Source organism: Novosphingobium rhizosphaerae, assembly GCF_050920675.1.
In the GTDB taxonomy this organism is placed as follows: domain Bacteria; phylum Pseudomonadota; class Alphaproteobacteria; order Sphingomonadales; family Sphingomonadaceae; genus Novosphingobium; species Novosphingobium rhizosphaerae.
This window is the reverse complement of record NZ_CP137862.1, coordinates 1-23,869: the sequence shown is the minus strand read 5'-3', so window position 1 is coordinate 23,869 and position 23,869 is coordinate 1. Positions and strand designations below refer to the sequence as shown.

Here is a 23,869-nt window from a genome sequence, read left to right as displayed (position 1 = left end):
TTCAATTGGCGGGATGGCGGCGGGTTGCCGGCGTTCGGACCGGCAGGGCCCAGCCCCACAAGGCCCCATCCCGCAACGGCAGGGCCAGGAAGAGGTGTTCGAGCGCGCCCAGCGCGGCGAGCGCGAAGAGCAGGCTGGCGCCGGCGGCATCGGCACTGCCGGCCGGGGCGGCAAGGGCAATGGTGGCCAGCCATGCCGCAAGCGCAAGGCAGGCGGCGATCGCGGCATAGAGTTCGGGGCCCAGCCGCGGTTTGCCGAAATAGCTTTTCAGGTAAGCCAGATGCTGGGGCAGGATATCCGCGCTCATGTTGGGAACGCCAAGGAAAATCGCGATCTTGGTGCTCAATCGCATGGCGAGCAGCAGGGCAAAGGCCATGGCGCCAACCTGGTTGGGTGCGCCCTGGCTCATCCAGATCAACCCGGCGGCGCTGAGTGCCAGGGCCACTTCGTGCCAGGCGACCACCGCCACGGCATGGGTGAAGCGCTGCCACCCCCGCGCGCCGGGCGGGCAGGCTTCACGCCGCGGGCCGGTGATCACGCCGGTGAGGAAGCTGATTTCGTGCCAGGCCCAGACCAGGATTGCGCCGGCAAGCGAGGCATAGACACCCCACAACGTGGCCGAATGCATCGTGGCGGCGATGATCGCGATGCCGCCGATCGCCGCCACGCCGGCAAGGAGCAGGCTGCGCGCGAACGTGTGGCGCGCACGGTTGTCCAGCCAGGCCACCAGCCCGGTGGCCAGGAACCAGACCAGGACCGTGGCCAGCACCGGCAGGACATGGCCGGTAAAACTGATCGCGCCCAGGCTTACCATGCCGGTTGCAGCCGCACCGTGGCGGGCAGGGCATTGCGGCGCGGGCGCAGCAGGTACATGCGGGCAAAGTTGGCCCCGGCACCCAGGGCCCCGGTGGCGCGCAGCCAGGCCCCGGCCAGCCCGCCCCGCGCCTTGCCCGCGGCAAGGCGGTTGCTGGCCACCAGCAGGCGCGCCATGGCGCGGCGGAAGCGCGGATCGTCGGTGTCCAGCTCTACCGGGAAGACCTGGCGGGCGATCTGCGAGCAGATCGTGAACACGCGATAATCGTAATCGGTGGGATCAAGGCCCAGGGCCTGGTGGAATGCCGGCCGGGCGTGATCGCGCACGTACATCGTGGCATAGACGGCGAGCAGGAAGAAGCGCACCCACAGCGTGTTGGCCCCGCGCAGCAGCGCAGGATCGGCGCGCAGCAGCAGGGCGAACGCCTCGCCATGGCGGAACTCGTCGTTGCACCAGTTTTCGAACCACGCGAAGATCGGGTGAAAGCGCAATTCCGGCCGCGCGGCGAGCTGGCGATAGATCGTGATATAGCGGGCATAGCCAATCTTTTCAGACAGGTAGACCGAATAGAAGATGAACTTCGGCTTGAAATAGTGGTATTTCTTGGCCTTGGTCAGGAAGCTCAAGTCGATGCCGATGCCTTCGTCCTTCAAGGCTTCGTTGATGAAGCCAGCGTGGCGGCTTTCATCGCGCGCCAGCAGCTTGAACAGCATCTTCATGTCGGGGTTGGTCGTGCGCCGCGCCATTTCGGCATAGAGGATGCAGCCGGAAAATTCCGAGGTGAGCGAGCTGACCAGGAAATCGATGAACTCGGCCCGCAAGGCCGGTTCGAGCGCGGCGATGATGCCGGCAAAATCCTGCTCGCGCTTGAAGTGGCGCTTGTTGGGGTCGCTGGCCATTTCGGCAATCAGGGCGTCCCATTCCTGGCGCACGGGGGATACGTCGATCGCGTCCAGCGCCTTGAAATCGGTGGTGTAGAAACGCGGGCTCAGCACGGTTTCGTGGCTGACCATCGCGTGCACGTCGGCTGTGGCGGCCGGGGCAGGCTGAACAGGGGTGTGCGCGTTCATCTCAGGCTCCCAGGGGTAAAGCTCACTTCGTAAAGCTCGGTCAGGCCAAGGTAGGCCACCAGCCGTGTCCACGCGCGGCGCACCGGGCCGGCGCGCTCCACGGTTGCCATACGCTCGAACACGGCATTTTCGCCAAACGACACGCGAACCGGATCGCCAAGGACGCAGACCCGGTCGCCCGGCGCCATGGCCAGGTTGCCCGCCAGTTCGACATGGGCGTGAAAATGCGCGGCGCTTTGTTCAACCGCGATACGGCAGGGCACGGTCAGGGCGCGAGGGCGGATCATGCCGCGCTGCCTTTCAGAAAGCGGGCAAAGGCGGCGCGGTTGGTCGCCCCGAACGAGCCCAGCTCGATCGCGCGGCCGGTGGCGGGGTCGCGCAGCGTGAGCGCGCCATTGGCCCATTGCGTCAATTCGAACGGCCGGGCCGGGCCAACGCCGTTCATCCGCCGCTCGCGCGCCATGCCGCGCATCACCCCGCGCACGAAGCCACCGCCATCGTTTTCGCCCACCAGTACGGCCAGCGCCTGGTCGCTATCGGTATCGCGCACCACCACCGCGCCATCGGCGCGATCGGCAAAAGTAAGGTGGCGCACTTCAACCGCGCCAACCCCGGCCTTGGCCCGTTCCACCGCCGGCACCGCCTCGCGATCGAGCACGCCCACGCGCACCAGGGTGGTCAGCGCCAGCGTGATCGCCACCAGTGCGCCGGCCAGCACCAGGGCCGGGCGGGGAACGGTGTTTTCATGGGAATGGGCGTGGCTCATGCGGCGGCTCCATGCAGGGCGGGGCCGGGGGCGGCGTCGGGCGTGGGCGCCGGGGCACGGACCACGCCGGCCGGGGCGGCGGCCGCGCAGGCCTGCGCCAGGGCCTGGGCCAGGCGCGGCGCATCGACCAGCGCGCGCAGCATCGGCTGCGGGCACGAGAGGTGCCACGGGCGGGCGTGCGGCCAGAGCATGGCATAGCCCAGGCGGTGCGGCCCCTTGAGCGCGAGGGCGATATCGCCCGCCATGCCGCCATGGCTGCGCAGATCGGCGGCGGCGATCTGCGCCAGGGGCAGGTTCACGCACTTGTTCAGCGCCACGCCGATGCGCAGGACCAGCCGCTTGTTGGTGAGGGTGTAGACCGTGGTGCGCGCCACCGCCCAGGCAAAGAGCGTGAGCAACCCCTGCAGGATCACCCCGGCCCCGGCAATCGCGGCCGCGCCAACGGCATTGCCGCTGCCCAGCGCGGCGATGACCAGCACCGCGAAATAAAGCGCCAGCCACCGCGCGTGGAGCGCGCTGCGCCGGAACGCAGGCCAATCGGGCGAGGCTTGCCACACGATCCATTCGCCCGGAGGCAGGGTGCCCGGCAGCCCGCGCACCGGTTCAAAATCATATTCGATCACAGCAGTGGCTCCAGCCGATCGGCATTGGCATAGAGATAGCCGGTGCCGAAGTAAGCGACGACGCGCTCTTCCTCGTAGCGGGTGATCTCGCCGGGATTTTCGGGGAAAGGCGCATTGGCAAAGTCTGCGGCGTTGATCGCGCTGATGATGACACCTTCGCGGCGCACCACCGCCATGGCCATCGGCGCCAGCACGGTGCGCCCGCCTCCTTCCACATGGCCGGTATCGACCGCCAGATAGCGGATCACGTGCTCCGCGCGATCGACCCACAAGTCAGCCACGGTGCCGGCGCGGGCGCCGTCGGCGCCATAGACGGGCAGCCCGCGCGGATCGGTGCTGGCGCTGGCCACGCTGATCTGCGGCACGGCGCCGATCGGCACGATCCGTGGCAGGCCATGGGCATCGCGATCGGCAAAGCGCGCACGATTGGCATAGGCGCCCGGCCCGACGCCGGCGGCAAAGACATCGCCGATCGGCGAATAGGGCGCCCCGCCAAAGTTTTCGCGCCGCTCTGCCCGGATATCCACCGGTTCGCGATTGTCGCTGGCGGGCAGCGGCACGACCACCGTGCCCATGCCGAAGGGCAAGACGAAAGTCTTGACGCTGGCGGTAGAGAGCGGCCCACCATTGCTGTCGACCCGGCCGGTCAGCGCATCTTCCAGCGGATAGCCCTCGCGCCGGTCTTCGCGTCGCAACCAGAACACCAGGGCGATGAAGAAGAGCACGAATGCGATCAGCGCCAGCTGCGCGGCATCCACAGTGCCGACGATATAGCCGTGTCTCATGGGCGTTATCCTTCTCGTCCGGTCATGTCGGGAACTCGGTAAGGCCGAAGCGGTGTGCCCCGGCGGCGGAAAGCGATGCCGGCGATCCCGACAGCCGCCCGACGAGCGGCCCCATCAGCACCAGCGTGGCCAGCAGCAGGCAGATCTCGATGGCGTAGATCACGCCATAACCGGTGGCATGGTGCGCCAGGGTAAGGCCCAGGCCATCGGCCACGGCGAAGGTGGACACGAGATCGCGCGCGATCCCGCCAAAGGCGATGGCCAGGCCCGCTGCCGTGGTCTGCACCGCGCCCCATGCGCCCAGCGCCAGGCCTGCGGTATCGCTGCCGGCCTGGCCCATGGCGGCGGTGAGCGTACCGACCGAGAACAGACCCGCCCCCGCGCCGATCGCCAGCGCGCCCAGTCCCAGCGTGACCGGGCTTTCCAGCGGAGCAGCAAAGATCACCAGCAGGAAGGCGGCAATGCCCAGCACCACGCCATAGCCGGCCAGGCGCAAGGCATCGGTGCCATGGCCCAGCCACCGCGCGGAAAAGCCAAAGCCGGCCAGCGCGCCCAGCGCCCACGCGCCCGAAAGGCTGGTGGTGGCCCCCACGGAAAGGTGCAGCACTTCGCCGCCATAAGGTTCGAGCAGCGGATCCTGCATGGCAAAGGCGGCGGCGCCCAGGCCCACCGTGGCGAGGAGGCGCATGGTCAGCGGATCGGCGGCGAACTGGCGCCAGACTTGCGCAAAGGGCGGGCGCGGCGTTTGCGCGGAGGCGATCGCGGCGCTGCGCGCCTCCTGCTTCCACAGGGCGACGACGTTGAGCACGAACGTCAGCACGGCGCAGGCCTGGATCACCTGCACCAGCCGGGTGGGGGTGAAATGGTTGAGCAGCCCGCCCAGGATGGTGGAGCAGACCATCATGCCCGCCAACAGCGAGAGATAGAGCAAGGCCACCGCGCGGGCGCGCCGATCGTCGGGCAGGAGATCGCCCACCAGGGCAAGGCCGGCGGTTTGCGTGGTGTGCATGCCCGTGCCGGCCAGCAGGAACGCCAGCGCGCTGGCGCCAAGCCCCACGGCAAACAGGTGCGGATCGCGCATCAGCAACAGTGCAAAGGGCATGATCGCCAGGCCGCCGAACTGCATCAGCGTGCCGAACCAGATGAACGGCACGCGGCGCCAGCCCAGCACCGAGCGATGCACATCGGACCGATGCCCGATCAGAGCGCGAAACGGTGCGACAAGCAGCGGAATGGCGATCATCAGCGAGACCAGCCAGGCCGGAATGCCCAGTTCCACGATGAGCACGCGGTTGAGCGTGCCGTTGAGCAGCACTGTCATCATCCCCACGCTGACCTGGAACAGCGACAGGCGCAGCAGGCGCGAAAGGGGAATGTCGACACTGGCCGCGTCGGCAAACGGCAGCCAGGTCATCGCCACCCGGCTCCATCGGCTGGCCAGGGGGCTGAACCGAGGCGCGCGCACGGCCATCAGCGGCGCACCAGTTCCAGAGCCTGGGAAATGTAGAACCCGCTGGAAATGCGGCCCGTTCGGCCCACCTGCCAGCCATCGAGCGCATCGAGCCGGGCGCGCAGCGCAGCGGGCGGAATTGGCTGGATCGCGGGCGAGCGGTTGGCGCGCGGGAAGGCCTGGCCCACCGCATGCATCGCCCCCAAAAGGCGGGTGTGCGGGGCAAACGTGAAGAGCAGCGAGCGGGTGCAGCGCGCGGCAAGCCGCTCCACCGCCCAGACCATGTCATCGAGCGGGTAATGGATCAGCGAATCCATCGCCACGACATGGTCGAACGGAGCGCCGGGCGGATCGAGCATATCCCCCACGTGCCAATCGATGCGGCCATGGCCGAGGAAGCCGGGCGCGCGCTGGCGCGCGATGTCCACCAGCCCGCCCGCGACATCCACCGCCGTCACCGCCGCGCCGCGCCAGGCGGCCTCGACACTCAGGCTGCCGGTGCCGCAGCCGGCATCGAGCACGGTGCAGCGCCGCAGGTCTTGCGGCAGCCAGCCGAGCAATTGCGCGCGCATGGCATCGCGCCCGGCGCGCACCGTGGCGCGGATGCCGCTGACCTTGGCGTTGGAGGTCAGGTCGATCCAGGCCTTACGGGCGCTGCCGTCGAAATACTGCGCAAGGCGTTCGCGTTGCAGCTCGTAAGGGGAAAGCGGGTGCGTGCTCATCATTCGAACCCCAGGAAATCGAAGATATCGCGGTCTTTCATCGGTGCCGCTGCGATCGGATCGACGCCGTCCCACAGCATCTGCGCCAGGCGCAGGTATTCCTGCTGCGCGGCCAGGACTTCGGGCGACGGCTCCATTTCGAACAGCGTGCATTTCTTGAGCCGGCTGCGCCGGATCGCATCGAGATCACGGAAATGGGCGAGGCGGCGCATGCCGATGGCCTGGCTGAAGCGGTCGATCTCGTCCGTGGCGGCTGAGCGGTTGGCGATGACGCCGGCGAGGCGCACGTTGTAGTTCTTCGCCTTGGCGCCGATCGCCGCGACGATGCGGTTCATGGCAAAGATCGAATCGAAATCGTTGGCCGCCACTACCAGCGCGCGTTCGGCATGCTGGAGCGGCGCGGCAAAGCCGCCGCAGACCACATCGCCCAGCACGTCGAAAATCACCACGTCGGTATCGTCGAGCAGGTGGTGTTGCTTGAGCAGCTTGACCGTCTGCCCCACGACATAGCCACCGCAGCCGGTGCCCGCCGGGGGGCCGCCGGCCTCCACGCACATGACGCCGTTATAGCCTTCGAACATATAGTCTTCGGGGCGCAGTTCCTCGGCATGGAATTCCACCTGTTCGAGCACGTCGATCACCGTGGGCATCAGCTTCTTGGTGAGGGTGAAGGTGGAATCGTGCTTGGGATCGCAACCGATCTGGAGCACGCGGTGCCCCAGCTTGGAAAAGGCGGCGGAGAGATTGGACGAGGTCGTCGATTTGCCGATCCCGCCCTTGCCATAGATGGCAAAGACCTTGGCCGTGCCGATGCGGTCCTGCGGGTCGAGGCGCACTTGCACCGAGCCTTCGCCATCCAGAATGCCTTCTCTATCCAGAAGATTGGCGGGAAAGCGCGTGGGGGTGTCGATCAGGGTCATGCCGGTTTCCTCATTGCGCCGCGAACACGCCTTCGAGGCGGTCCTCCAGCTCGTCGCTGGCCACGCGCAGGGCCTCCAGCGTCTGTTCGTCGGGTTCCCACAGATGCCGGTCGCAGGCTTCGAGCAGGCGATTGGCGACGCGGGCGGAACTGTCGGGGTTGAGCTGCGAAAGCCGCGCGCGCATGTGCGGATCGAGCACGAAGGTTTCGCTGATCCGCTGATAGATCCAGGGCGCGACCTGCCCGGTGGTGGCGGACCAGCCGACCGTGTTGGTCACATGCTGTTCGATGTGGCGCACGCCTTCGAAGCCGTGCCGCAGCATGCCTTCGAACCACTTGGGATTGAGCGTGCGGGTGCGGGTTTCCAGGTCGATCTGTTCGGCCAGGGTGCGCACTTTGGCCGCCCCTTGCGTGGCATCGACGATATAGACCGGCGCCTCGCTGCCCTTGGCGCGCGCCACCGAGCGGCTGACCCCGCCCAGCCCATCGACATACTGATCGAGATCGGTAATGCCGACTTCGACGCTTTCCAGGTTCTGATAGACGAAATCGACATCGCGCAGCGCGCTTTGCAGCAGATCCCGCCGCTGCGTGGGCGGGCCGGCCACGCCATAGGCATAGCCCTTGTGCGTTTCGAACGCATTGGCGAGGTCTTCGGGCGTGGTCCACACGCCGCCGTCGATCAACTGGTTGACGTTGGCGCCATAGGCCCCTTCGGCATTGGAAAACACGCGCAGCGCCGCCGTTTCCAGGTCGCAGCCGTGCTGGGCCTGGTGGGCGAGGCTGTGCTTGCGCACGAAATTGTGAGTCAGCGGCTCGTCGGCGCTGGCCGCCAGCAAGGCCGCCTCGGCCAGCATCCGCGTCTGCATCGGCAGCAGGTCGCGGAAAATGCCCGAGAGCGTGACGACCACGTCCACGCGCGCGCGGCCCAGCTCTGCCAGTGGCACGAGCTGCGCGCCGACCACGCGCCCATAGCTGTCGATGCGCGGGCGCGCGCCGATCAGGCTCAGCGCCTGGGCGATCTGCAGCCCTTCGCTTTTCATGTTGTCGGTGCCCCACAGCACCATGGCCAGGCTTTCGGGGAAGGGCTGGCCGCTGGCGATGTGGCGGGCGATGATCTGTTCGGCCTGCTCGGCGCCCTGGATGCAGGCAAACCGGCTGGGCATGGCAAAGGGATCGAAGCCATGGATGTTGCGGCCAGTGGGCAGCACGGCCGGGTTGGCCAGCACGTCTCCGCCCGGTGCCGGCTTGATATAGCCACCGTCGAGGGCGTGGATCACCGCGCCGATCTCGTCGCAGGCGGCAAGGCTGGCTTCCAGCGTGGCGCGCTCGGCCGCAGGATCGGCTTCCAGCATGGCACCGACCAGGTCTTGGCCTGCGGCGCCGTGGGGCGACTGGCCCAGCACATGCAGCCCTTCGGGGATCAGCGTCCGTTCCAGTTCATAGAGCGCCGGGGCAAGATCGGCGATGTCCGTGCATTCCAGATCGAGCGCGGCGCACTGGTCCTGGATCAGGGTTTCGAGCGCGTCGCGCTCTGCCCCGGCGGCCGACCAGCGCCAGCGCTCGACGCTGGACTTGAGCTCGACAAACCCGCGATAGAGCCCGGCGCGGGCCAGGGCCGGGGTGAGATAGCTGACCAGCGTGGCGCCAGAGCGCCGCTTGGCCAGGATGCCTTCCGACGGATTGTTGGACGCGTAGAGATAGAAATTGGGCAGATCGCCGATCAGCCGTTCGGGCCAGCATGCTCCGCTCAGACCGGCCTGCTTGCCGGGCATGAATTCCAGCGCGCCGTGGGTGCCGAAATGCAGCACGGCATCGGCGCGAAAATCGTGGCGGATATAGCTATAGAACGCGGCGAAGGCATGCGTCGGGGCAAAGCCGCCTTCGAACAGCAGCCGCATCGGATCGCCTTCATAGCCAAAGCCGGGCTGCACGCCCACGAAGACCTTGCCGAAATGCGCGCCCAGCACGTGGATATGCGATCCATCGGATTGCAGCTTGCCCGGTGCCGGGCCCCATTGCGCCTCGATCTGCGCCAGGTGCGCCTCGCGCCGCACGTGATCGTCGGCACTGATCCGCGCGGCGACATTGGCATCGGCGCCAAAGCGCGCCGCATTGCCGTGGAGGATGGCGGCCTGCAGCGCGGCGATGCTTTCGGGCACGGCCACGTCATAGCCTTCCTCGCCCAGGCGGCGCAGCAGGGCGTGGAGCGATTCGAACACCGCGAGATGCGCGGCCGTGCCGGTGGCGCCGGACTTGGGCGGGAAGTTGAAGATGGTGATCGCCAGGCGCCGCTCGGCCCGGGCGGCGCGGCGCAAGACGATCAGCTTGCGCACTTTGGCGGCCAGCGCGGCGGCGCGTTCCGCGTCTCCGCACATCGCCTGCACATGCGCGGCACCAGGCCGGTCGGCACCGGCCGGGGCGGCACTGCGCCCGCCGAACACGCTCGGGCAGATCGCACCATCGAGTTCGGGCAAGGCCACCATCATCGTGGCTTCGAGCGGCACCAGCCCGGTGCGCCGCTCGCGCCATTCCTCGATCGTCTGGAATTCCAGCGCGTGGGCCGCAATATAGGGCACATCGAACCGCGCGAGGGTTTCGACGGCGGCCGCGGCATCGTTGTAGGCGGGGCCACCGACCAGCGAAAAACCGGTGCAATTGACAATGGCATCGACCGCCACGGCACCATCGCGCAGGAAAAAGCGATCCATCGCCGCGCGCGCGTCCAGGCCGCAGAAGAACGCTGGAATGACGCGCAGACCGGCCTGCTCCATCGCCGCGATCAGCCCGTCGTAATGGCCGGTATCGTTGCCGAGCAGGTAGGAACGCAGCAGCAGCAGCCCGACCGTGCCGCGTGCGCCCTTGGCCGGAGGCAGCAGGCTTGCGCTTTCCGACATCCTTTGCGTGGTGCGCGGGTGATAGACGCCCAGTTCGGGATAGTCGCGCGGCGGTGCGGCCGCCAAAGTGCCGCGGCGCGCGGCGCGGGGGCCGGCGGCATAGCGATCGATCAGGTTGCGCACCATGGCGACCACGTTCTCGTCCGAACCGGCCAGCCAGTATTGCAGCGTCAGGAAATAGGCGCGCACGTCTTGCGCGGTGCCGGGAATGAAGCGCAGGATCTTGGGCAGGCGGCGGAGCATGCGCATCTGGCCGGCACCCGAATTGGCACTGGCGCCGGCCTTGGGCTTGGTCGATCCGCGCAGCCGCTTGAGCAGCGCCAGCGGCCCCTTGGCCGGGGCATCCATGCGATAGGCGCCCATGCGTGTCAGCCGCGTGATGTCCCCGGCCGACATCATGCAGACCATCGCGTCGCAGGCTTCGCGCCGCGCTTCCAGCGTGGGCTGGATCGCGCGGATGTGATCGTCGAGGAACAGCATCGTGGCGATGACGATGTCCGCCTTGGCCACGGCGGCCTTGGCGCGGTCGAGCGCGCCGGCCTCGCGATCCCAATCGGCTGCGGCGTGGAGCGTCAGCGTGATGTTGCCGGCGGCGAGCTGCACGGCGGCGCGTTCCACCGCGCCCTTGAGGTGGTTGTCGAGCGTCACGATGGCGACGCGGACCGCCGCACCGGCGCGCAGGGGCGAGGCGGGGCTAGCGGGCATAGTGGGCCTTGGCGTCATAGAGGGTCGCCAGGTCGATCTGCGCGCGGCCGTGGAGCGCGGCATAGCGTTCGGTGTTGGCGCGGGCCTTGTTGCGCACGAAGAACGGGATCTTGCGCAGTTCGCGCTCGGCCTCGCCGGTCCAGCCGGGCGCGGCTGCCGGTTCAGCGGGCGCGGGTGCCTGGGGCGCGGCGGGGAGGTGGGCGGGGGGGAGGTGCGAGGGGCCGGCCACATCGGAAAACTCGAAATCATCGCGGAACATGGTGAGCAGATGCTCTTCCAGCCCCATCACCAGGGGATGGACCCAGGTATCGAAAATCACGTTGGCGCCTTCGAAGCCCATCTGCGGGCTGTGGCGCGCGGGAAAATCCTGCACGTGGACCGGCGCGGAAATGACCGCGCAGGCAAGGCCCAGGCGCTTGGCGATGTGGCGTTCCATCTGGGTGCCGAGCACGAGTTCGGGCGCGCTGGCGCGGATCGCGGCTTCGACGGCCAGGTGATCGTCGGTGATCAGCGGATCAAGACCATGGCGCGCGGCGGCGGCGCGCATCTCGCGCGCGAATTCGCGGTTGTAGCAACCCAGCCCGCAGACGGTGAAACCCAGTTCCTCGCTGGCGATGCGCGCGGCGGCGATGGCATGGGTGGCATCGCCGAAAATGAACACGCGTTTGCCGGTCAGATAGGTCGAGTCGACCGAGCGGCTCCACCAAGGCAGGCGTGCGCCTGCTGCGGCGAGGGCCGGGGCCGGATCGACCCCGGCGAGCGCGGCGACCGCCTGGATGAAATCGTTGGTGGCGCCAATGCCGATCGGCACCACGTCGATGGTGGGCTGTCCGAACGTGCGGCCCAGCCAGCGCGCCGCCTCGGCCCCGATTTCGGGATAAAGCACCACGTTGAAATCGGCGCGGCCCAGGTCGCGCAAGTCTGCCGGCGTGGCGCCCAGCGGGGCGACGCAATTGACGCCGATGCCCAGGCTATCGAACAGCTTGACCACTTCGACCACGTCGTCGCGATGGCGAAAGCCCAGGGCGCAGGGGCCGAGCAGGTTGGCCAGCGGGCGGCGGCCTTGTCTTGGCCCGGCGCGCACGGCCGGATCGGCGAGTGCGCGCACCATGCGATAGAAGGTTTCGGCCGCGCCCCAGTTTTCCTTGCGCTGATAGCTGGGCAGTTCGAGTGGAATGACCGGGCAGGGCAGGTCAAGCGCCTGCGCCAGTCCGGCCGGATCGTCCTGGATCAGTTCGGCGGTGCACGACGCGCCGACCAGCAGCGCCTGGGGCGCGAAGCGCGCGGCCGCTTGGCGGATCGCGTCCTGCAACAGAGCGGCGGTGTCCTTGCCCAGGTCGCGTGCCTGGAACGTGGTGTAAGTGACGGGCGGGCGTCGGTCGCGCCGCTCGATCATGGTGAACAGCAAGTCGGCATAAGTATCGCCCTGCGGCGCGTGCAGCACGAAGTGCACGCCCTCCATCGCCGTGGCCACCCGCATGGCCCCCACGTGGGGCGGGCCTTCATAGGTCCAGACGGCGAGTTGCATGGCGCTATACCCTCAAGATGTCGCGCCGCCGCAGCGGCCGGGCAAAAAGGTCGGCAAGGTCGCCGGCCTGCTCGAAGCCATGGATGGGCGAGAACACCAGCTCGATCGCCCACTTGGTGGCAAAGCCTTCCGCTTCCAGCGGATTGGCCAGGCCCAGGCCGCACACGGTGAGATCGGGCAGGTCGGCGCGCACGCGATCGAGCTGCCGCTCCAGGTGCTGGCCTTCGCTGATCCGCGTGGCCGGGGGCAGCAGTGGCAATTCGCGCGCCAGCAGATCGCGGTGAAGATAAGGCGTGCCCACTTCCACCGGCACCATGCCCAGTTCGCTGGACAGGAACCGCGCCAGCGGCACTTCCAGCTGCGAATCCGGCAGGAACGTGATGCGCTTGCCGCGCAGCCGATCGTGGCTGTGGGCCATGGCGCGCTTGGCCCGCTCCCGCCCCGGCGCGACCACGCGGTTGACGTGCATGGGGCTGATGCCAAAGGCATCGGCTGCCGCGCGCAGCCAGTCGGTGGTGCCTTCGGCCCCGAACGGAAACAGCGCGTCGAGCCGCTGCGCCCCGCGATCCTGCAGGGCGCGCATGGTTTCACCCAGGAACGGCTGGGCCAGCAGGACGCGCGTGGCCGGCCCCACCGGCGGCAGGTCTGCCAGCCGCCGCGCCGGCAGCCAGCCCACGGCGGGAATGCCCAGTTCGGCAAACAGGCGCTGAAACTGGTCTTCCACGATATCGGGCAGGGTGCCCACCACCAGCAGTTGCGGCGCGGCGGCGGTTTCGTGTGCGGGCATGTGCGGCACCAGGGCGGCAAGGCACGCGTCCTCGCCTTCGGTAAAAGTCGTTTCGATGCCGCTGCCCGAATAATGCAGCACGCGCGGGCCGCCCCCGGCACGCCCGGCCAGGTGCCGGTCGAGCCGCTGGGCCGCCATGCCCAGGTCCAGCTTGATCACTTCCGACGGGCACGAGCCGACCAGGAACAGCGTGCGGATTTCCGGCCGCCGCTCCAGCAGTTGCAAGGCGATGCGATCAAGCTCGTCCTGGCAATCGGCCATGCCGGCCAGGTCGCGCTCCTCGATGATCGCCGTGGCAAAGCGCGGCTCGGCAAAGATCATCACGCCGGCTGCCGATTGCAGCAGATGCGCGCAAGTGCGCGAGCCAACCACCAGGAAGAATGCGTCCTGCATCTTGCGATGCAGCCAGACGATGCCGGTCAACCCGCAGAACACCTCGCGCTGGCCGCGTTCGCGCAGCACCGCCGGGGCTGGCGGGGCAAGGTCTGCCTGGCCGATCATGCGACCACCGCCGCTGGCTGGCCTTGCGCTTCGAGCCGTGCGGCGCGCAGCTTGAACAGGAACTGCCCGGCGTTGACGAGATAGGCGGCATAGCCGGCAAGGGCCACCTCCATGCGCTGGTCGAACGTGCCGCTGCCGCTCAGCAGCATCGCCAGATAGGCGGTGTGCAGCGCGATCACGAGCATCGAGAACACGTCTTCCCAGAAGAACGCGGGCGCAAACAGCCAGCGCCCGAAGACGACCTTCTCCCAGATCGAGCCGGTGATCATGATGGCGTAGAGGGTGAGCGTCTTGGCCACGACCGAAATGTCGGCGGCGGCCGTGCCGGTGTGCGTGACCAGGCTGTGCAGCACCAGCACCAGGCTGGCGAGGAAGACTGCGAACTGGAACGGCGCGAGCAGGCCCTGCACCAGTGTCCAGCGAGTCGCGTCGCGGCGGCGGCGCTGTTCTGCGGTGTAGAGCATGCGCCCGCGCTGGCGGCCCTGACCGTTCGCACCCGTGGTGCCGGAACTGATCGCATCCCCTCTCATGTGCAGACGCTCGCCTTTGTTGTTGGGCGGAGATTACGCCTCCCTTCCGGTAAGTGTCAATCTAGGTTGACGACAAATAAAAATGACACTTTGCTATTTGTCAGATGGTGGAAAAGGGCGTAGGCTGATGGTCCCGAACAGCAGCGACTTGTCGATGCAGCCGTCCGGGCAAGGCGCGATCTGCGCCAAACCGGACCGGAGGGGTCTGTCATGGCAACTGTTTTTGGTGCAGGCGCGGCAAAACGTGCCGGTCGCGGAGAAAACGCTCCTCGAACCAAGGATGGAATGGGAACTGCACCGGGCCGTCCAGGCGCGGCCCGACGCGAATGCACGCTGGCGTTTCCGCCCGCCGCGGTCGATGCGCTGATCAGTGAACAGATCATTCCGCGGCTGTTGATGGCGCAGGCCCACAGCGTGCCACCGCGCGACGTGACGCCGGGAAATCTGACCGTCGATCCGGCCGAAGCCCAACGTTTCGCATCGCTGCCCTTGCAACTGGAAGCCGACGAACTGCTGGTGGTGGTCGAAGGCATCCTGGCGCGCGGGGTTAGCGTGGAATCCGTATTCGTCGATCTGCTGGCCACCTCGGCCCGGCGCCTGGGGCAGCACTGGGAAGACGACGATTGCGATTTCGTCGATGTGACAATGGGTTTGTGGCGGCTTCAGGAAGTGATGCGCGAGGTGACCATGCGCTTTCCGCCGCCGCGCTCTGCCCTGGCGCGCCAGCGCGCCGCGCTGTTCGCGCCGGTGCCGGGTGACGTGCACAGTTTTGGCGCGCTGATGGTGGAGGAAGTCTTTGCCCGCGCCGGGTGGCAGACCGAGGTTCTGATCGAACCCGAACGCAAGGAATTGCTCCAGCATATTTCCGCGCACAGCGTGAATCTGGTTGGCTTGACCATCAGTTGTGATTGTCCTAACGCCAAGCTAGCGAGCCTGATTTCCGCCATGCGCAGTGTATCGAGATCGCCCGATCTGAAGATTTTCATTGGTGGAAAGATGGTCAACGCCAATCCCGCACTCGTTGACGAGGTCGGCGCCGATGGCAGCGCCCCTGACGCTTGCGGTGCGCTTGCTCTTGCAGAACGACTGGTGCCGATGCCGGCGTTTCCCGCCGCCTTCGACGTTTAGTCCGGCCCGACGATGTCCAACCGCAGAAACAGCCTGGAAGGCAAATCGCCTTTCGCGACGGCCACCCGGCATTTTGCCGGCCTGGATGGCGATGTTGCGGCCAAGCTGGCGATGGTGGCTGGAGACATCGCCCTGATCCTCGATGCGGCCGGCCGTATTGTGGACGTTGCGGCCGACCCGCGCGCATTTCCCGAAGCGGCCGCCTGGGTGGGACGCGAATGGCTGGACACCGTCACGATCGAGAGCCGACCCAAGATCATGGAAATGCTGGCCGGGATGCGCAAAGGCGTGACCCAGCACTGGCGGCAGGTCAACCTGGTGGCCAGCGACGGCGATATCGCGGTGCGCTTTGTCACCGTGGCACTCGGCGCGGCGGGGGGCAGCGGCACGGGTAACGGCAGCGGCAACGGTGGTGGCTGCATTGCCATTGGCCGTGACATGCGCGACGAGGCCAAGTTGCAGCAGCGCCTGCTCCAGGCGCAGCAATCGCTGGAACGCGATTACATCCGCCTGCGCCAGCTGGAAGCACGCTATCGCCTGCTGTTCGAGCAGACCGCCGAGCCGGTGCTGATCATCGATGCCGATACATTCCGCATTCGCGAGGCCAACCTGGCCGCGCACCAGCTGTTCCACAGCCGCCCCGGCACCTTGCCGGGCGGCAAGCTGACCGCGCTGTTTGCCCACGCCGCGCGTGACCAGGTCATTGCGTTCCTGGGTTCGGCCATGGTTTCCCACGGGTTGCAGCCGCTTGACGCCGCCCTGGCCCACAGCGTTGACAAAGTGCAGCTGTCCGCCAGCGGGTTTCGCGAGCGGGGTGGCCAATTCCTGCTGGTGCGGCTTGCGAGCGCGCCCGGTACGGTGCGTGCAGATGCCAGCGTGACCGCGCGGGTGATCGAGTCGATGCCCGATGCCTTCGTGCTGACCGACGAGGCAATGATCATTCGCGAAGCCAATGCCGCCTTTGTCGAACTGGTGGCGGCAGCCAGCGCCGAGCAACTGCGCGGGCAGCCGCTTGGCGACCACGTCGGGCGTCCCGGCATCGATCTCGATCTCATCGATGGCCAACTGGCCAAGCACGAGAGTGCCCGCAACGTGATGACCGTGGTGGGCGCACGCGATGGCTTTGAAGGCGAGCCGGTGGAGCTTTCCGCCGTGCGCATCGGCAGCGAGCAGGTCTTTTATGGCTTTGTCATCCGCCCGATCGGGCGCCGCCTGCGCGACCTGCCGCCGACCAGCGACTCGCCGCGCTCGGTCGAGCAATTGACCGAACTGGTGGGCCGCATGTCGCTGCGCGACATCGTGCGCGAAAGCACGGATCTGATCGAGCGCCTGTGTATCGAGGCGGCGCTGGAATATACCTCCAACAATCGCGCATCGGCTGCCGAGATCCTCGGGCTGAGCCGCCAAAGCCTCTATTCCAAGCTGCATCGCTATGGTCTGGGCAACATGGCTGACGCCGAAGATTGACACAAAATCTGTCAATTTAATTTGACGCATGGGGCGCCTTGGGCTTAGTCTCCAGCCCATGGCTCGCTCTGCTGCCTTTCCTGCGATGGCGCCGTTTCCGGCGGTCCGGGACGTTGCCACGCTGCTCAAGCCGATCACCTGGTTTCCGCCGATGTGGGCGCTGCTGTGCGGCGTCGTTTCTTCGGGCGTGCCGGTCCTTTCACGCTGGTCTTTCCTGATCGCCGGGCTGGCGCTGGCCGGGCCGCTGGTGTGCGGCACCAGCCAGGCGGTGAACGACTGGTTCGATCGCCATGTCGATGCCATCAACGAACCGCACCGGCCAATCCCGTCCGGGCGCATCGCCGGGCGTTGGGGCCTGGCCATCGCCATCGGCTGGACGGGCCTGTCGTTGCTGGTCGCCGCGCTCACCGGGCGGTGGGTCCTGGCAGCGACCATGCTGGGCCTGGCCTGTGCCTGGGCCTATAGCGCACCGCCGCTGCGCTTTAAGACCAGCGGCTGGATCGGCCCGGGAGTCGTTGCGCTGAGCTATGAGGGGCTGAGCTGGTTCACCGGGGCTGCGGTCATGGCCGGGGCACTGCCATCCGGCCGTGTCCTGGCGGTGCTGTGCCTTTACAGCCTTGGCGCCCATGGGATCATGACCTTGAACGATTTCAAGGCCGTGGTCGGCGATCGGATGACCGGATTGCGATCGCTGCCGGTGGTTCTGGGTGAACGCCGCGCGGCCCTGTTGGCCAGCGCGGTCATGGCCGTGCCGCAAGCGTTGGTCGTGCTGCTGTTGCTGCGCTGGGACATGGCCATTTCGGCGCTTGCCGTGGCGTTGGCGCTGGCGACGCAGATCGCGCTGATGCCGCGGCTGGTTGCCGATCCGGCGGCGCGTGCGCCCTGGTACAACGCCACCGGGGTTTCGCTTTACGTGCTCGGCATGATGGCCGCCGCGTTCGGCCTGGGAGGATACCTGTGAGACAGCACGCATTCGGCTGGTGGTCCATCCTGCGTCTGGGTGCGGTGCAAGCGGCGATCGGCGCGATCACCATGCTGGCCACTTCGTTGCTTAACCGCCTGATGGTGCTGGAATATGGGCTGGCGGCGGGGATTCCGGCCGGCCTGGTCGCCTGGCATTACGGCGTGCAGCTGTCCCGCCCGCTGTGGGGCCATGGATCGGACGTGGGCCGCCGCCGCACGCCATGGATCCTGGCCGGGATGGTAACCTTGGGCCTGGGCGCGCTGCTGGCGGTGCGTGGCGTTACCCTGCTGGACGTTTCGCGCGGGCAGGGCATTGCCCTTGCTGTGTTTGCCTTTACCCTGATCGGCGCCGGCGTGGGCGCGGCGGGCACATCGGTGCTCGCCTTGCTGGCCACGGGCGTTGCGCCCGAACGGCGCGCGGCGGCCGCGGCGGTGACGTGGATCATGATGGTCTTCGGCATCGTGGTGGCGGCGGGCGCGGCCGGCGCCCTGCTCGATCCCTATTCCAAGCAGCGGCTCACGGCGGTTGCCTCGGGCGTGGTCGGCGTGGCGCTGCTGGTGACCATACTGGCCACGTTCCGGTTGGAGGGGCAGGCGCCGCTGCTGCGCAATACCACGCGTTCGGCCGATCCGCCGCTGTCCCTGCGGCAGGCGCTGGCAGAGATCTTCGCCGACGATGAAGCGCGCCGCTTTACGCTGTTCATCTTTGTCTCCATGCTGGCCTACAGCATGCAGGACCTGATCCTGGAGCCGTTTACGGGACTGGTCTTTGCACTGACGCCCGGCCAATCGACCAGCCTTTCCGGCCTGCAGAACGGCGGCGTGCTGGTCGGCATGATCGTTTCGGGCGTGGGTGGCAGCGCGTTTCGCGGGCGCCTGCCGATCGAATTGCGCACCTGGACGATGGTGGGCTGCCTGGGTTCTGCCGCGGCGCTGGCCGGCCTGGCGGTGGCTGCCTGGGTCGGCCCAGGCTGGCCGATTGCGGCCAATATCGCGTTGCTCGGCCTGTGCAACGGCGCCTTTGCGGTTTCGGCCATCGGCTCGATGATGGGGCTGGCCGGGGCAGGCCGCAGCAACGGGGAAGGCGTGCGCATGGGGGTGTGGGGCACCGCGCAGGCGATCGCATTCGGGCTGGGCGGGCTGATCGGGGCGTTGGGCGTCGACGTGGCGCGGGGCGCCTTTGGCCGACCGGGCATGGCTTTTGCGGTGATCTTTGCTGCCGAAGCCGGGCTGTTCCTGGCTTCCGCCGTGCTGGCCATGCGCACGCGCAGCCAGCCATCCCCCGCCGCTCGCTTGCAGTCGGTGGGCGTATGACACCGGACGCCACTTTCGATGTGGTGGTCGTGGGCGGTGGGCCAAGCGGCGCGACCGCGGCCTGGGACTTGGCCCGCGCCGGGTGTTCGGTGCTGCTGCTCGACAGGGCGGGGCGGATCAAGCCTTGTGGCGGTGCCGTGCCGCCGCGGCTGCTGGAAGAATTCGATGTGCCGCAAGCGCTGCTGGTGGCGCGTGCACGCGCGGCGCGCATGGTCGCCCCGTCTCGCCGCGCGGTGGACATGCCAGTGGGCGATATCGGCTATGTCGGCATGGTGGACCGCGCCGCGTTCGACGAATGGCTGCGCCAGCGCGCGGCCACGGCGGGGGCAGAGCGGCGCGTCGGAACGTATGAAAGCATCACGCACGACGCTGCGGGTGGCGCGATCGTCTCTTATCGCGCCCAGCGCGGCGGCGCCATGCACGCCGTGCGCGCCCGGCTGGTAATCGGCGCCGACGGTGCGCGTTCGGCCATCGCGCGCGCGCATGTGCCCGGCGCCGGCCGCAACCCTTGCGTCTTTGCCTATCACGAGGTGATCCGCGCGCCGGTCGAGACTGGAGAGGGCCAGGCGGGGCGGGGCTTTGATGGTGGGCGCTGCGATGTGCTCTACCAGGGTCGGGTGTCGCCCGATTTCTATGGCTGGGTCTTTCCCCATGGCGAGACGGCCAGCGTGGGCGTGGGCAGCGCGCGCAAGGGCTTTTCGCTGCGCGGCGCGGTGCAGCTGATGCGCGAGGACATGGGCCTGGCGCGCTGCGAGACAATCCGCCGCGAAGGCGCGCCAATTCCGCTCAAGCCATTGAAGCGCTGGGACAACGGGCGCGACGTGCTGCTGGCGGGCGATGCTGCCGGGGTGGTTGCCCCGGCCTCGGGCGAGGGTATCTATTATGCCATGGCCGGGGGGCGCATCGCGGCACAGACCGCGCTGGCTTTCCTGGCCAGCGGCAATCCGGCGGTGCTGCGCCAGGCGCGCCGCGATTTCCTGCGCGCGCATGGCCGGGTGTTCTGGATCTTGGGCATGATGCAGCGCTTCTGGTATTCCAGCGACAAGCGCCGCGAACGCTTCGTGGCGATGTGCGCCGATCGCGATGTGCAACAGCTTACCTGGCAGGCCTATATGAACAAACGGCTGGTACGGCAGCACCCCTGGGCCCACCTGCGCATTTTCCTCAAGGATTGCGCGCACCTGCTGGGTATTGCCCGCAGCCCTGCAGAAAGCCCCGCGCCATGAGCCGGCCATGGGCCATGCCGGTGGGGATCGCGGTCGTCGCGGCGCTGGTCATCGCGCTCCTGGGCGGCACGATCACGGATCTGGGGCCCTGGTATCAGGGCTTGCACAAGCCGGCCTTTACCCCACCGCGCCCGGTCTTTCCGATTGCCTGGACACTGATTTTCGCCCTGGCCGCCACGGCGGGGGTCACGGCCTGGCGCGGGGCGCGGGATGTGCGCACGTCCGACACGGTGATCGGCCTTTTCGCGCTCAATGGCTTCCTCAACATATTGTGGAGCCTGCTGTTCTTTCGCCTGCAACGGCCGGACTGGGCCTTTTTCGAATTGATCGCGCTGTGGTGCTCCATTGCGCTGCTGATCGTCTATTGCCTGCGCATTTCGCGCCTGGCAGCGGCGCTGCTGCTTCCCTACCTGGCCTGGGTCACGGTGGCGGGCCTGCTCAACTGGCAGGTCGTGCAACTCAACGGGCCGTTCTAGAACGGCCATGCAGGCCTATTTTGCCTCGGGCTATGCGGCCGACGTGATGCTGGCCGCACTGGTGCTGGAGGCGGCCTGGCTGCTTGCGCGCGGGCGGCGTCTGGGCCTGGTGCTGGTCATGCTGGGCCCGGCGGCGCTGATCGTGCTGGGCCTGCGCGCGGCGCTGGTTGGTGCGCCCTGGCCATGGATCGCCCTGCCGCTGGCCCTGTCGCTGCCGATCCACCTGGCCGATCCGCGCCTGTGGCAGCGCGCGCCCGCCGATGGAAGCAGCGCGCGCCCTAGCGCGGCAGGAAACCTTGCGCGAGCATGGCGACCAATTGCTGCGCGATTTGCGCCGGCTGCAGGGCGCCGCCCGGATCGTGCCAGCGGCCCGGCCAGTTGAGCGCACCGGCCAGGGCAAAGCCCAGCAGCTTGGTATCGACCGGGGCGAGCGAGCCATCGGCCACGCCTTCTTCGATCAGTTCGCGCATCGCCGTGTCGATCTTGCGCTTGAGCGCCTGGAACTGTGCCCGGCTTTCCGGGCCAAGCGCCTCTGCCCCGGTGCGCACCACGCATCGCCCGAAATCGTCCATGTTGACCTGGGCATAGCGGGTGAGAAAGGCAATCAGTCGATCGGCCCCGGTGCCCGCGCTCTGGCGCGATTGCTCGGCCGCCTCAAGCAGTTGCGACAGGCGATGGTGACGCATTCGAGCAGCACCTGATCCTTGTTGCCCAGGTAGTGGTAGATCGTCGGCTTGGAGATGCCCAGGCTCGCGGCAACGTCATCCAGCGAGGTCTGGTGAAAGCCGCGCTCGTTGAACATCTGCACTGCCGCGCGCAGCACCGCCTCGCGCTTGGCGGCGCGCGCCTTGCTGCGCTGTTGCGGGGATTGGAACGGGGAATCGGCAGGCGGCAAGATTTAACTCCATGCGCGGAACGCTGCCGTGTTGACACGATACCAGGCAGAAGGCAAATCTACTCATGAGTAAACAATAGTCCGGTCAGTTTTATGATTCTCGATGAAACCCAGATTGCCGTGCGCGACATGGTCCATGCCTTTGCCCAGGAGCAGTTGCGCCCGCAGGCCCGCGCGTTCGAAGCGGCCGGTGGCTATCCGCCCGAACTCTTTGCGCAGCTTGCGCAATTGGGCCTGATGGGAATGACCGCACCTGAAAGCGAGGGCGGGGCCGGGCTCGACGCGGTGTCCTATGCCCTGGCACTGATGGAGATCGCTGCGGGCGACGGCGCGCTGTCGACCATCGTTTCGATCCACAACAGCCTGATCGTGGCCGGCATCCTGCGCTATGGCAGCGAACAGCAGCGGGCGCGGTTCCTGCCCGATCTGGTTGCAGGCTGCGCCACCGGGGCCTTTGCCCTGACCGAGGCCGACGCCGGATCGGATGCCGCTGCACTGCGGTGCCGCGCCGACCGGGTGGACGGTGGCTGGCGCCTCAACGGGGCCAAGCAGTTCATTTCCAATGGCCGGATCGCCCGGTTGGCAATCGTCTTTGCCATGACCGACCCGGCAGCGGGCAAGAAGGGCATGACCGCGTTCCTGGTCCCGACCGATAGCCCTGGCTATGTCGTGGACAAAGTGGAGCACAAGCTGGGGCAGTGGGCCTCGGACACGTGCGCGATCCGCTTTGACGACGTGTTCGTGCCCGATGCCATGGTGCTGGGCGCGCCCGGCGAGGGCTATCGCATCGCGCTGTCCAACCTGGAAGCCGGGCGTATCGGCATTGCCGCGCAGTGCATCGGCATGGCCGACGCCGCCATGGCCATTGCGCTCGACTATGCCAGGGAACGGCGCAGCTTCGGCCAACCGATCATCGCCCACCAGGCGGTGGGGCACCGCCTGGCCGATCTGGCCGCCCGGCTGGAAGCGGCGCGGCAACTGGTGCTGCATGCCGCCGCCGTCAAGCAGACCGGCGCGCCGTGCCTGACCGAAGCGTCGATGGCCAAGCTCGTGGCCTCCGAAACGGCCGAGGCGGTGGTTTCGGGCGCGATCCAGACCCTGGGTGGCTATGGCTACCTGGAGGAATATGGCGTGGCCAAGATCTATCGCGATGTGCGCGTGTGCCAGATCTATGAAGGCACATCCGATATCCAGCGCATGGTGATTGCGCGCGCGCTGGCCGGATAGGGCACCCTCGTTTTTCGGCCAGTGAGGCCCATCGGCAAAGCCGTCTAAGACATCAGCAAATCGATAATCTGCGGGAGATGCATTCATGGATATCAATGGCGTTGCGGCAATCGTGACCGGCGGGGCCTCGGGCCTGGGCGCGGCTACGGCCGAACTGCTTGCCGCGCGCGGGGCCAAGGTCACGCTGTTCGATCTCAATGCCGAACTGGGCACGGCCAAGGCGGGCGGAAATCGGCGGCCTGTTCAAGGCGGTCAACGTCACCGACGAAAGACGCCGTGGCCGATGCCATTGCCGAGGCCGAAGGCCTGAACGGCAAGGCGCGGATCCTGGTCAATTGCGCCGGGATCGGCCCGCCGGCCAAAGTGCTCAACCGCGAAGGGCAGCCGCTGCCGCTGGCCGATTTCGCCCGGATCATCAACATCAACCTGATCGGCACGTTCAACGTGCTGTCGAAATTCGCCGCGCGCATTTTCGATGCCGAGCCGCTCGATGCCGATGGTGCGCGCGGGGTGATCGTCAACACCGCCAGCGTTGCCGCGTTCGACGGGCAGATCGGCCAGCCGGCCTATGCCGCCAGCAAAGGCGGGTGGTGGCCATGGCCCTGCCGATCGCCCGCGAACTCGCCCGCTTCGGCATTCGCGTCAACACCATCGCGCCGGGCATTTTCTGGACGCCGCTGCTCGCCAGCCTGCCGCAGGAAGCGCAGGATTCGCTCGGCAACCAAGTGCCGTTCCCCAGCCGCCTGGGCCAGCCGGCCGAATATGCCAAGCTGGTGGAAGCGATCGTGACCAACCCGATGCTCAACGGCGAAGTGATCCGCCTGGACGGCGCGATCCGCATGGCGCCGCGCTGACACCAGGACGCCGGGCCGAACAGAAAAGGGAGAGGGTGATGAGCGGGATCGGGATGGCAGCGGCGCAAGACCTGGCGCGGAAGGTGGAAGCCTTCGTGCGCGCCGTGGTGGTGCCTTATGAAAAAAGACGGTCGGCGCGACCATCATGGCGCGCCGACCGACGACCTGGTGCGCGAACTGCGCGAAAGGGCGCGCGCGGCGGGCGTGCTGACCCCGCATATC

At 67.6% G+C, this 23,869-nt stretch carries 21 protein-coding genes and 3 pseudogenes; 10 read left to right on the top strand and 14 right to left on the bottom strand.

Annotation, left to right across the window (positions count from 1 at the left end; all coding sequences use genetic code 11):
* Position 1 precedes the first annotated feature (1 nt).
* Genes puhE through bchF form a run of 13 tightly spaced genes read right to left on the bottom strand, consistent with a single transcriptional unit; the run spans position 2 to position 14,031 of the window.
* Positions 2–814: a putative photosynthetic complex assembly protein PuhE gene (puhE, locus tag R9J51_RS20205; RefSeq protein ID WP_179562813.1), complete on the bottom strand. Its 813-nt coding sequence runs from the start codon at positions 812–814 to the stop codon at positions 2–4.
* Complete coding sequence (gene acsF, locus R9J51_RS20200; RefSeq protein WP_168557246.1) at positions 808–1,884, bottom strand: magnesium-protoporphyrin IX monomethyl ester (oxidative) cyclase; 1,077 nt, start codon at positions 1,882–1,884, stop codon at positions 808–810. The genes puhE and acsF overlap by 7 nt, the downstream gene beginning before the upstream one ends.
* Positions 1,881–2,171 carry a hypothetical protein gene (locus R9J51_RS20195; RefSeq protein ID WP_179562826.1) on the bottom strand — a complete coding sequence of 97 codons (291 nt, stop codon included), beginning with the start codon at positions 2,169–2,171 and terminating at the stop codon, positions 1,881–1,883. The genes acsF and R9J51_RS20195 overlap by 4 nt, the downstream gene beginning before the upstream one ends.
* Positions 2,168–2,650: a photosynthetic complex assembly protein PuhC gene (gene puhC / locus R9J51_RS20190; protein ID WP_169475132.1), complete on the bottom strand. Its 483-nt coding sequence runs from the start codon at positions 2,648–2,650 to the stop codon at positions 2,168–2,170. The genes R9J51_RS20195 and puhC overlap by 4 nt, the downstream gene beginning before the upstream one ends.
* Entirely contained in the window at positions 2,647–3,273 is a 627-nt protein-coding gene (gene puhB / locus R9J51_RS20185) for a photosynthetic complex putative assembly protein PuhB (protein WP_179562828.1), read from the bottom strand. Before puhB ends, puhC begins: the two co-directional genes overlap by 4 nt.
* The gene (puhA, locus tag R9J51_RS20180; protein ID WP_179562830.1) at positions 3,270–4,058 is read right to left on the bottom strand and encodes a photosynthetic reaction center subunit H; all 789 of its coding nucleotides are present in this window, start codon (positions 4,056–4,058) and stop codon (positions 3,270–3,272) included. The genes puhB and puhA overlap by 4 nt, the downstream gene beginning before the upstream one ends.
* Positions 4,059–4,080: 22 nt before the next feature.
* A complete protein-coding gene (locus tag R9J51_RS20175) occupies positions 4,081–5,529 on the bottom strand; it encodes a BCD family MFS transporter (protein WP_179562832.1) in 1,449 nt (482 codons plus the stop codon).
* On the bottom strand, positions 5,529–6,230 hold the full coding sequence (gene bchM / locus R9J51_RS20170; protein WP_168557320.1) for a magnesium protoporphyrin IX methyltransferase: 702 nt from the start codon (positions 6,228–6,230) through the stop codon (positions 5,529–5,531). Before bchM ends, R9J51_RS20175 begins: the two co-directional genes overlap by 1 nt.
* On the bottom strand, positions 6,230–7,150 hold the full coding sequence (gene bchL, locus R9J51_RS20165; RefSeq protein ID WP_179562834.1) for a ferredoxin:protochlorophyllide reductase (ATP-dependent) iron-sulfur ATP-binding protein: 921 nt from the start codon (positions 7,148–7,150) through the stop codon (positions 6,230–6,232). Before bchL ends, bchM begins: the two co-directional genes overlap by 1 nt.
* 10 nt (positions 7,151–7,160) lie before the next feature.
* Positions 7,161–10,751 (bottom strand): cobaltochelatase subunit CobN, encoded by a 3,591-nt coding sequence (locus R9J51_RS20160; protein WP_179562836.1) that lies wholly within the window; start codon positions 10,749–10,751, stop codon positions 7,161–7,163.
* Entirely contained in the window at positions 10,741–12,279 is a 1,539-nt protein-coding gene (bchB, locus tag R9J51_RS20155) for a ferredoxin:protochlorophyllide reductase (ATP-dependent) subunit B (RefSeq protein WP_179562838.1), read from the bottom strand. Before bchB ends, R9J51_RS20160 begins: the two co-directional genes overlap by 11 nt.
* 4 nt (positions 12,280–12,283) lie before the next feature.
* On the bottom strand, positions 12,284–13,567 hold the full coding sequence (locus R9J51_RS20150; RefSeq protein ID WP_179562840.1) for a ferredoxin:protochlorophyllide reductase (ATP-dependent) subunit N: 1,284 nt from the start codon (positions 13,565–13,567) through the stop codon (positions 12,284–12,286).
* The gene (bchF, locus tag R9J51_RS20145) at positions 13,564–14,031 is read right to left on the bottom strand and encodes a 2-vinyl bacteriochlorophyllide hydratase (RefSeq protein ID WP_432788077.1); all 468 of its coding nucleotides are present in this window, start codon (positions 14,029–14,031) and stop codon (positions 13,564–13,566) included. Before bchF ends, R9J51_RS20150 begins: the two co-directional genes overlap by 4 nt.
* A 276-nt stretch (positions 14,032–14,307) precedes the next feature.
* Between bchF and R9J51_RS20140 the strand changes: the two genes are divergently transcribed.
* Genes R9J51_RS20140 through R9J51_RS20110 form a run of 7 tightly spaced genes read left to right on the top strand, consistent with a single transcriptional unit; the run spans position 14,308 to position 21,053 of the window.
* On the top strand, positions 14,308–15,225 hold the full coding sequence (locus R9J51_RS20140; RefSeq protein ID WP_168557236.1) for a cobalamin B12-binding domain-containing protein: 918 nt from the start codon (positions 14,308–14,310) through the stop codon (positions 15,223–15,225).
* A gap of 12 nt (positions 15,226–15,237) precedes the next feature.
* On the top strand, positions 15,238–16,692 hold the full coding sequence (gene ppsR / locus R9J51_RS20135; protein ID WP_168557235.1) for a transcriptional regulator PpsR: 1,455 nt from the start codon (positions 15,238–15,240) through the stop codon (positions 16,690–16,692).
* A 58-nt stretch (positions 16,693–16,750) separates the two neighbouring features.
* A complete protein-coding gene (gene chlG, locus R9J51_RS20130) occupies positions 16,751–17,653 on the top strand; it encodes a chlorophyll synthase ChlG (protein ID WP_179562844.1) in 903 nt (300 codons plus the stop codon).
* Positions 17,650–18,969 (top strand): BCD family MFS transporter, encoded by a 1,320-nt coding sequence (locus tag R9J51_RS20125; RefSeq protein WP_432788056.1) that lies wholly within the window; start codon positions 17,650–17,652, stop codon positions 18,967–18,969. Before chlG ends, R9J51_RS20125 begins: the two co-directional genes overlap by 4 nt.
* Positions 18,966–20,195: a geranylgeranyl diphosphate reductase gene (locus R9J51_RS20120; RefSeq protein WP_168557233.1), complete on the top strand. Its 1,230-nt coding sequence runs from the start codon at positions 18,966–18,968 to the stop codon at positions 20,193–20,195. The genes R9J51_RS20125 and R9J51_RS20120 overlap by 4 nt, the downstream gene beginning before the upstream one ends.
* Positions 20,192–20,671, top strand: coding sequence for a TspO/MBR family protein (locus R9J51_RS20115; protein WP_179562846.1), 480 nt, complete (start codon positions 20,192–20,194; stop codon positions 20,669–20,671). The genes R9J51_RS20120 and R9J51_RS20115 overlap by 4 nt, the downstream gene beginning before the upstream one ends.
* A gap of 7 nt (positions 20,672–20,678) precedes the next feature.
* Positions 20,679–21,053, top strand: a complete 375-nt coding sequence (locus tag R9J51_RS20110) for a hypothetical protein (protein ID WP_432788055.1) — start codon at positions 20,679–20,681, stop codon at positions 21,051–21,053.
* Here the strand turns inward: R9J51_RS20110 and R9J51_RS20105 are convergent.
* Positions 20,950–21,569: pseudogene (locus R9J51_RS20105) on the bottom strand (TetR/AcrR family transcriptional regulator). The gene R9J51_RS20110 and the pseudogene R9J51_RS20105 overlap by 104 nt on opposite strands.
* 90 nt (positions 21,570–21,659) lie before the next feature.
* Here R9J51_RS20105 and R9J51_RS20100 point away from each other — a divergent pair.
* The 3 genes and pseudogenes from R9J51_RS20100 to R9J51_RS20090 form a co-directional block, all read left to right on the top strand.
* Positions 21,660–22,793 (top strand): acyl-CoA dehydrogenase family protein, encoded by a 1,134-nt coding sequence (locus R9J51_RS20100; RefSeq protein WP_179562848.1) that lies wholly within the window; start codon positions 21,660–21,662, stop codon positions 22,791–22,793.
* Positions 22,794–22,878: 85 nt separating this feature from the next.
* Positions 22,879–23,647, top strand: a pseudogene (locus R9J51_RS20095) (SDR family NAD(P)-dependent oxidoreductase).
* 38 nt (positions 23,648–23,685) lie between these two features.
* Positions 23,686–23,869, top strand: a pseudogene (locus tag R9J51_RS20090) (acyl-CoA dehydrogenase family protein); the annotation flags it as partial.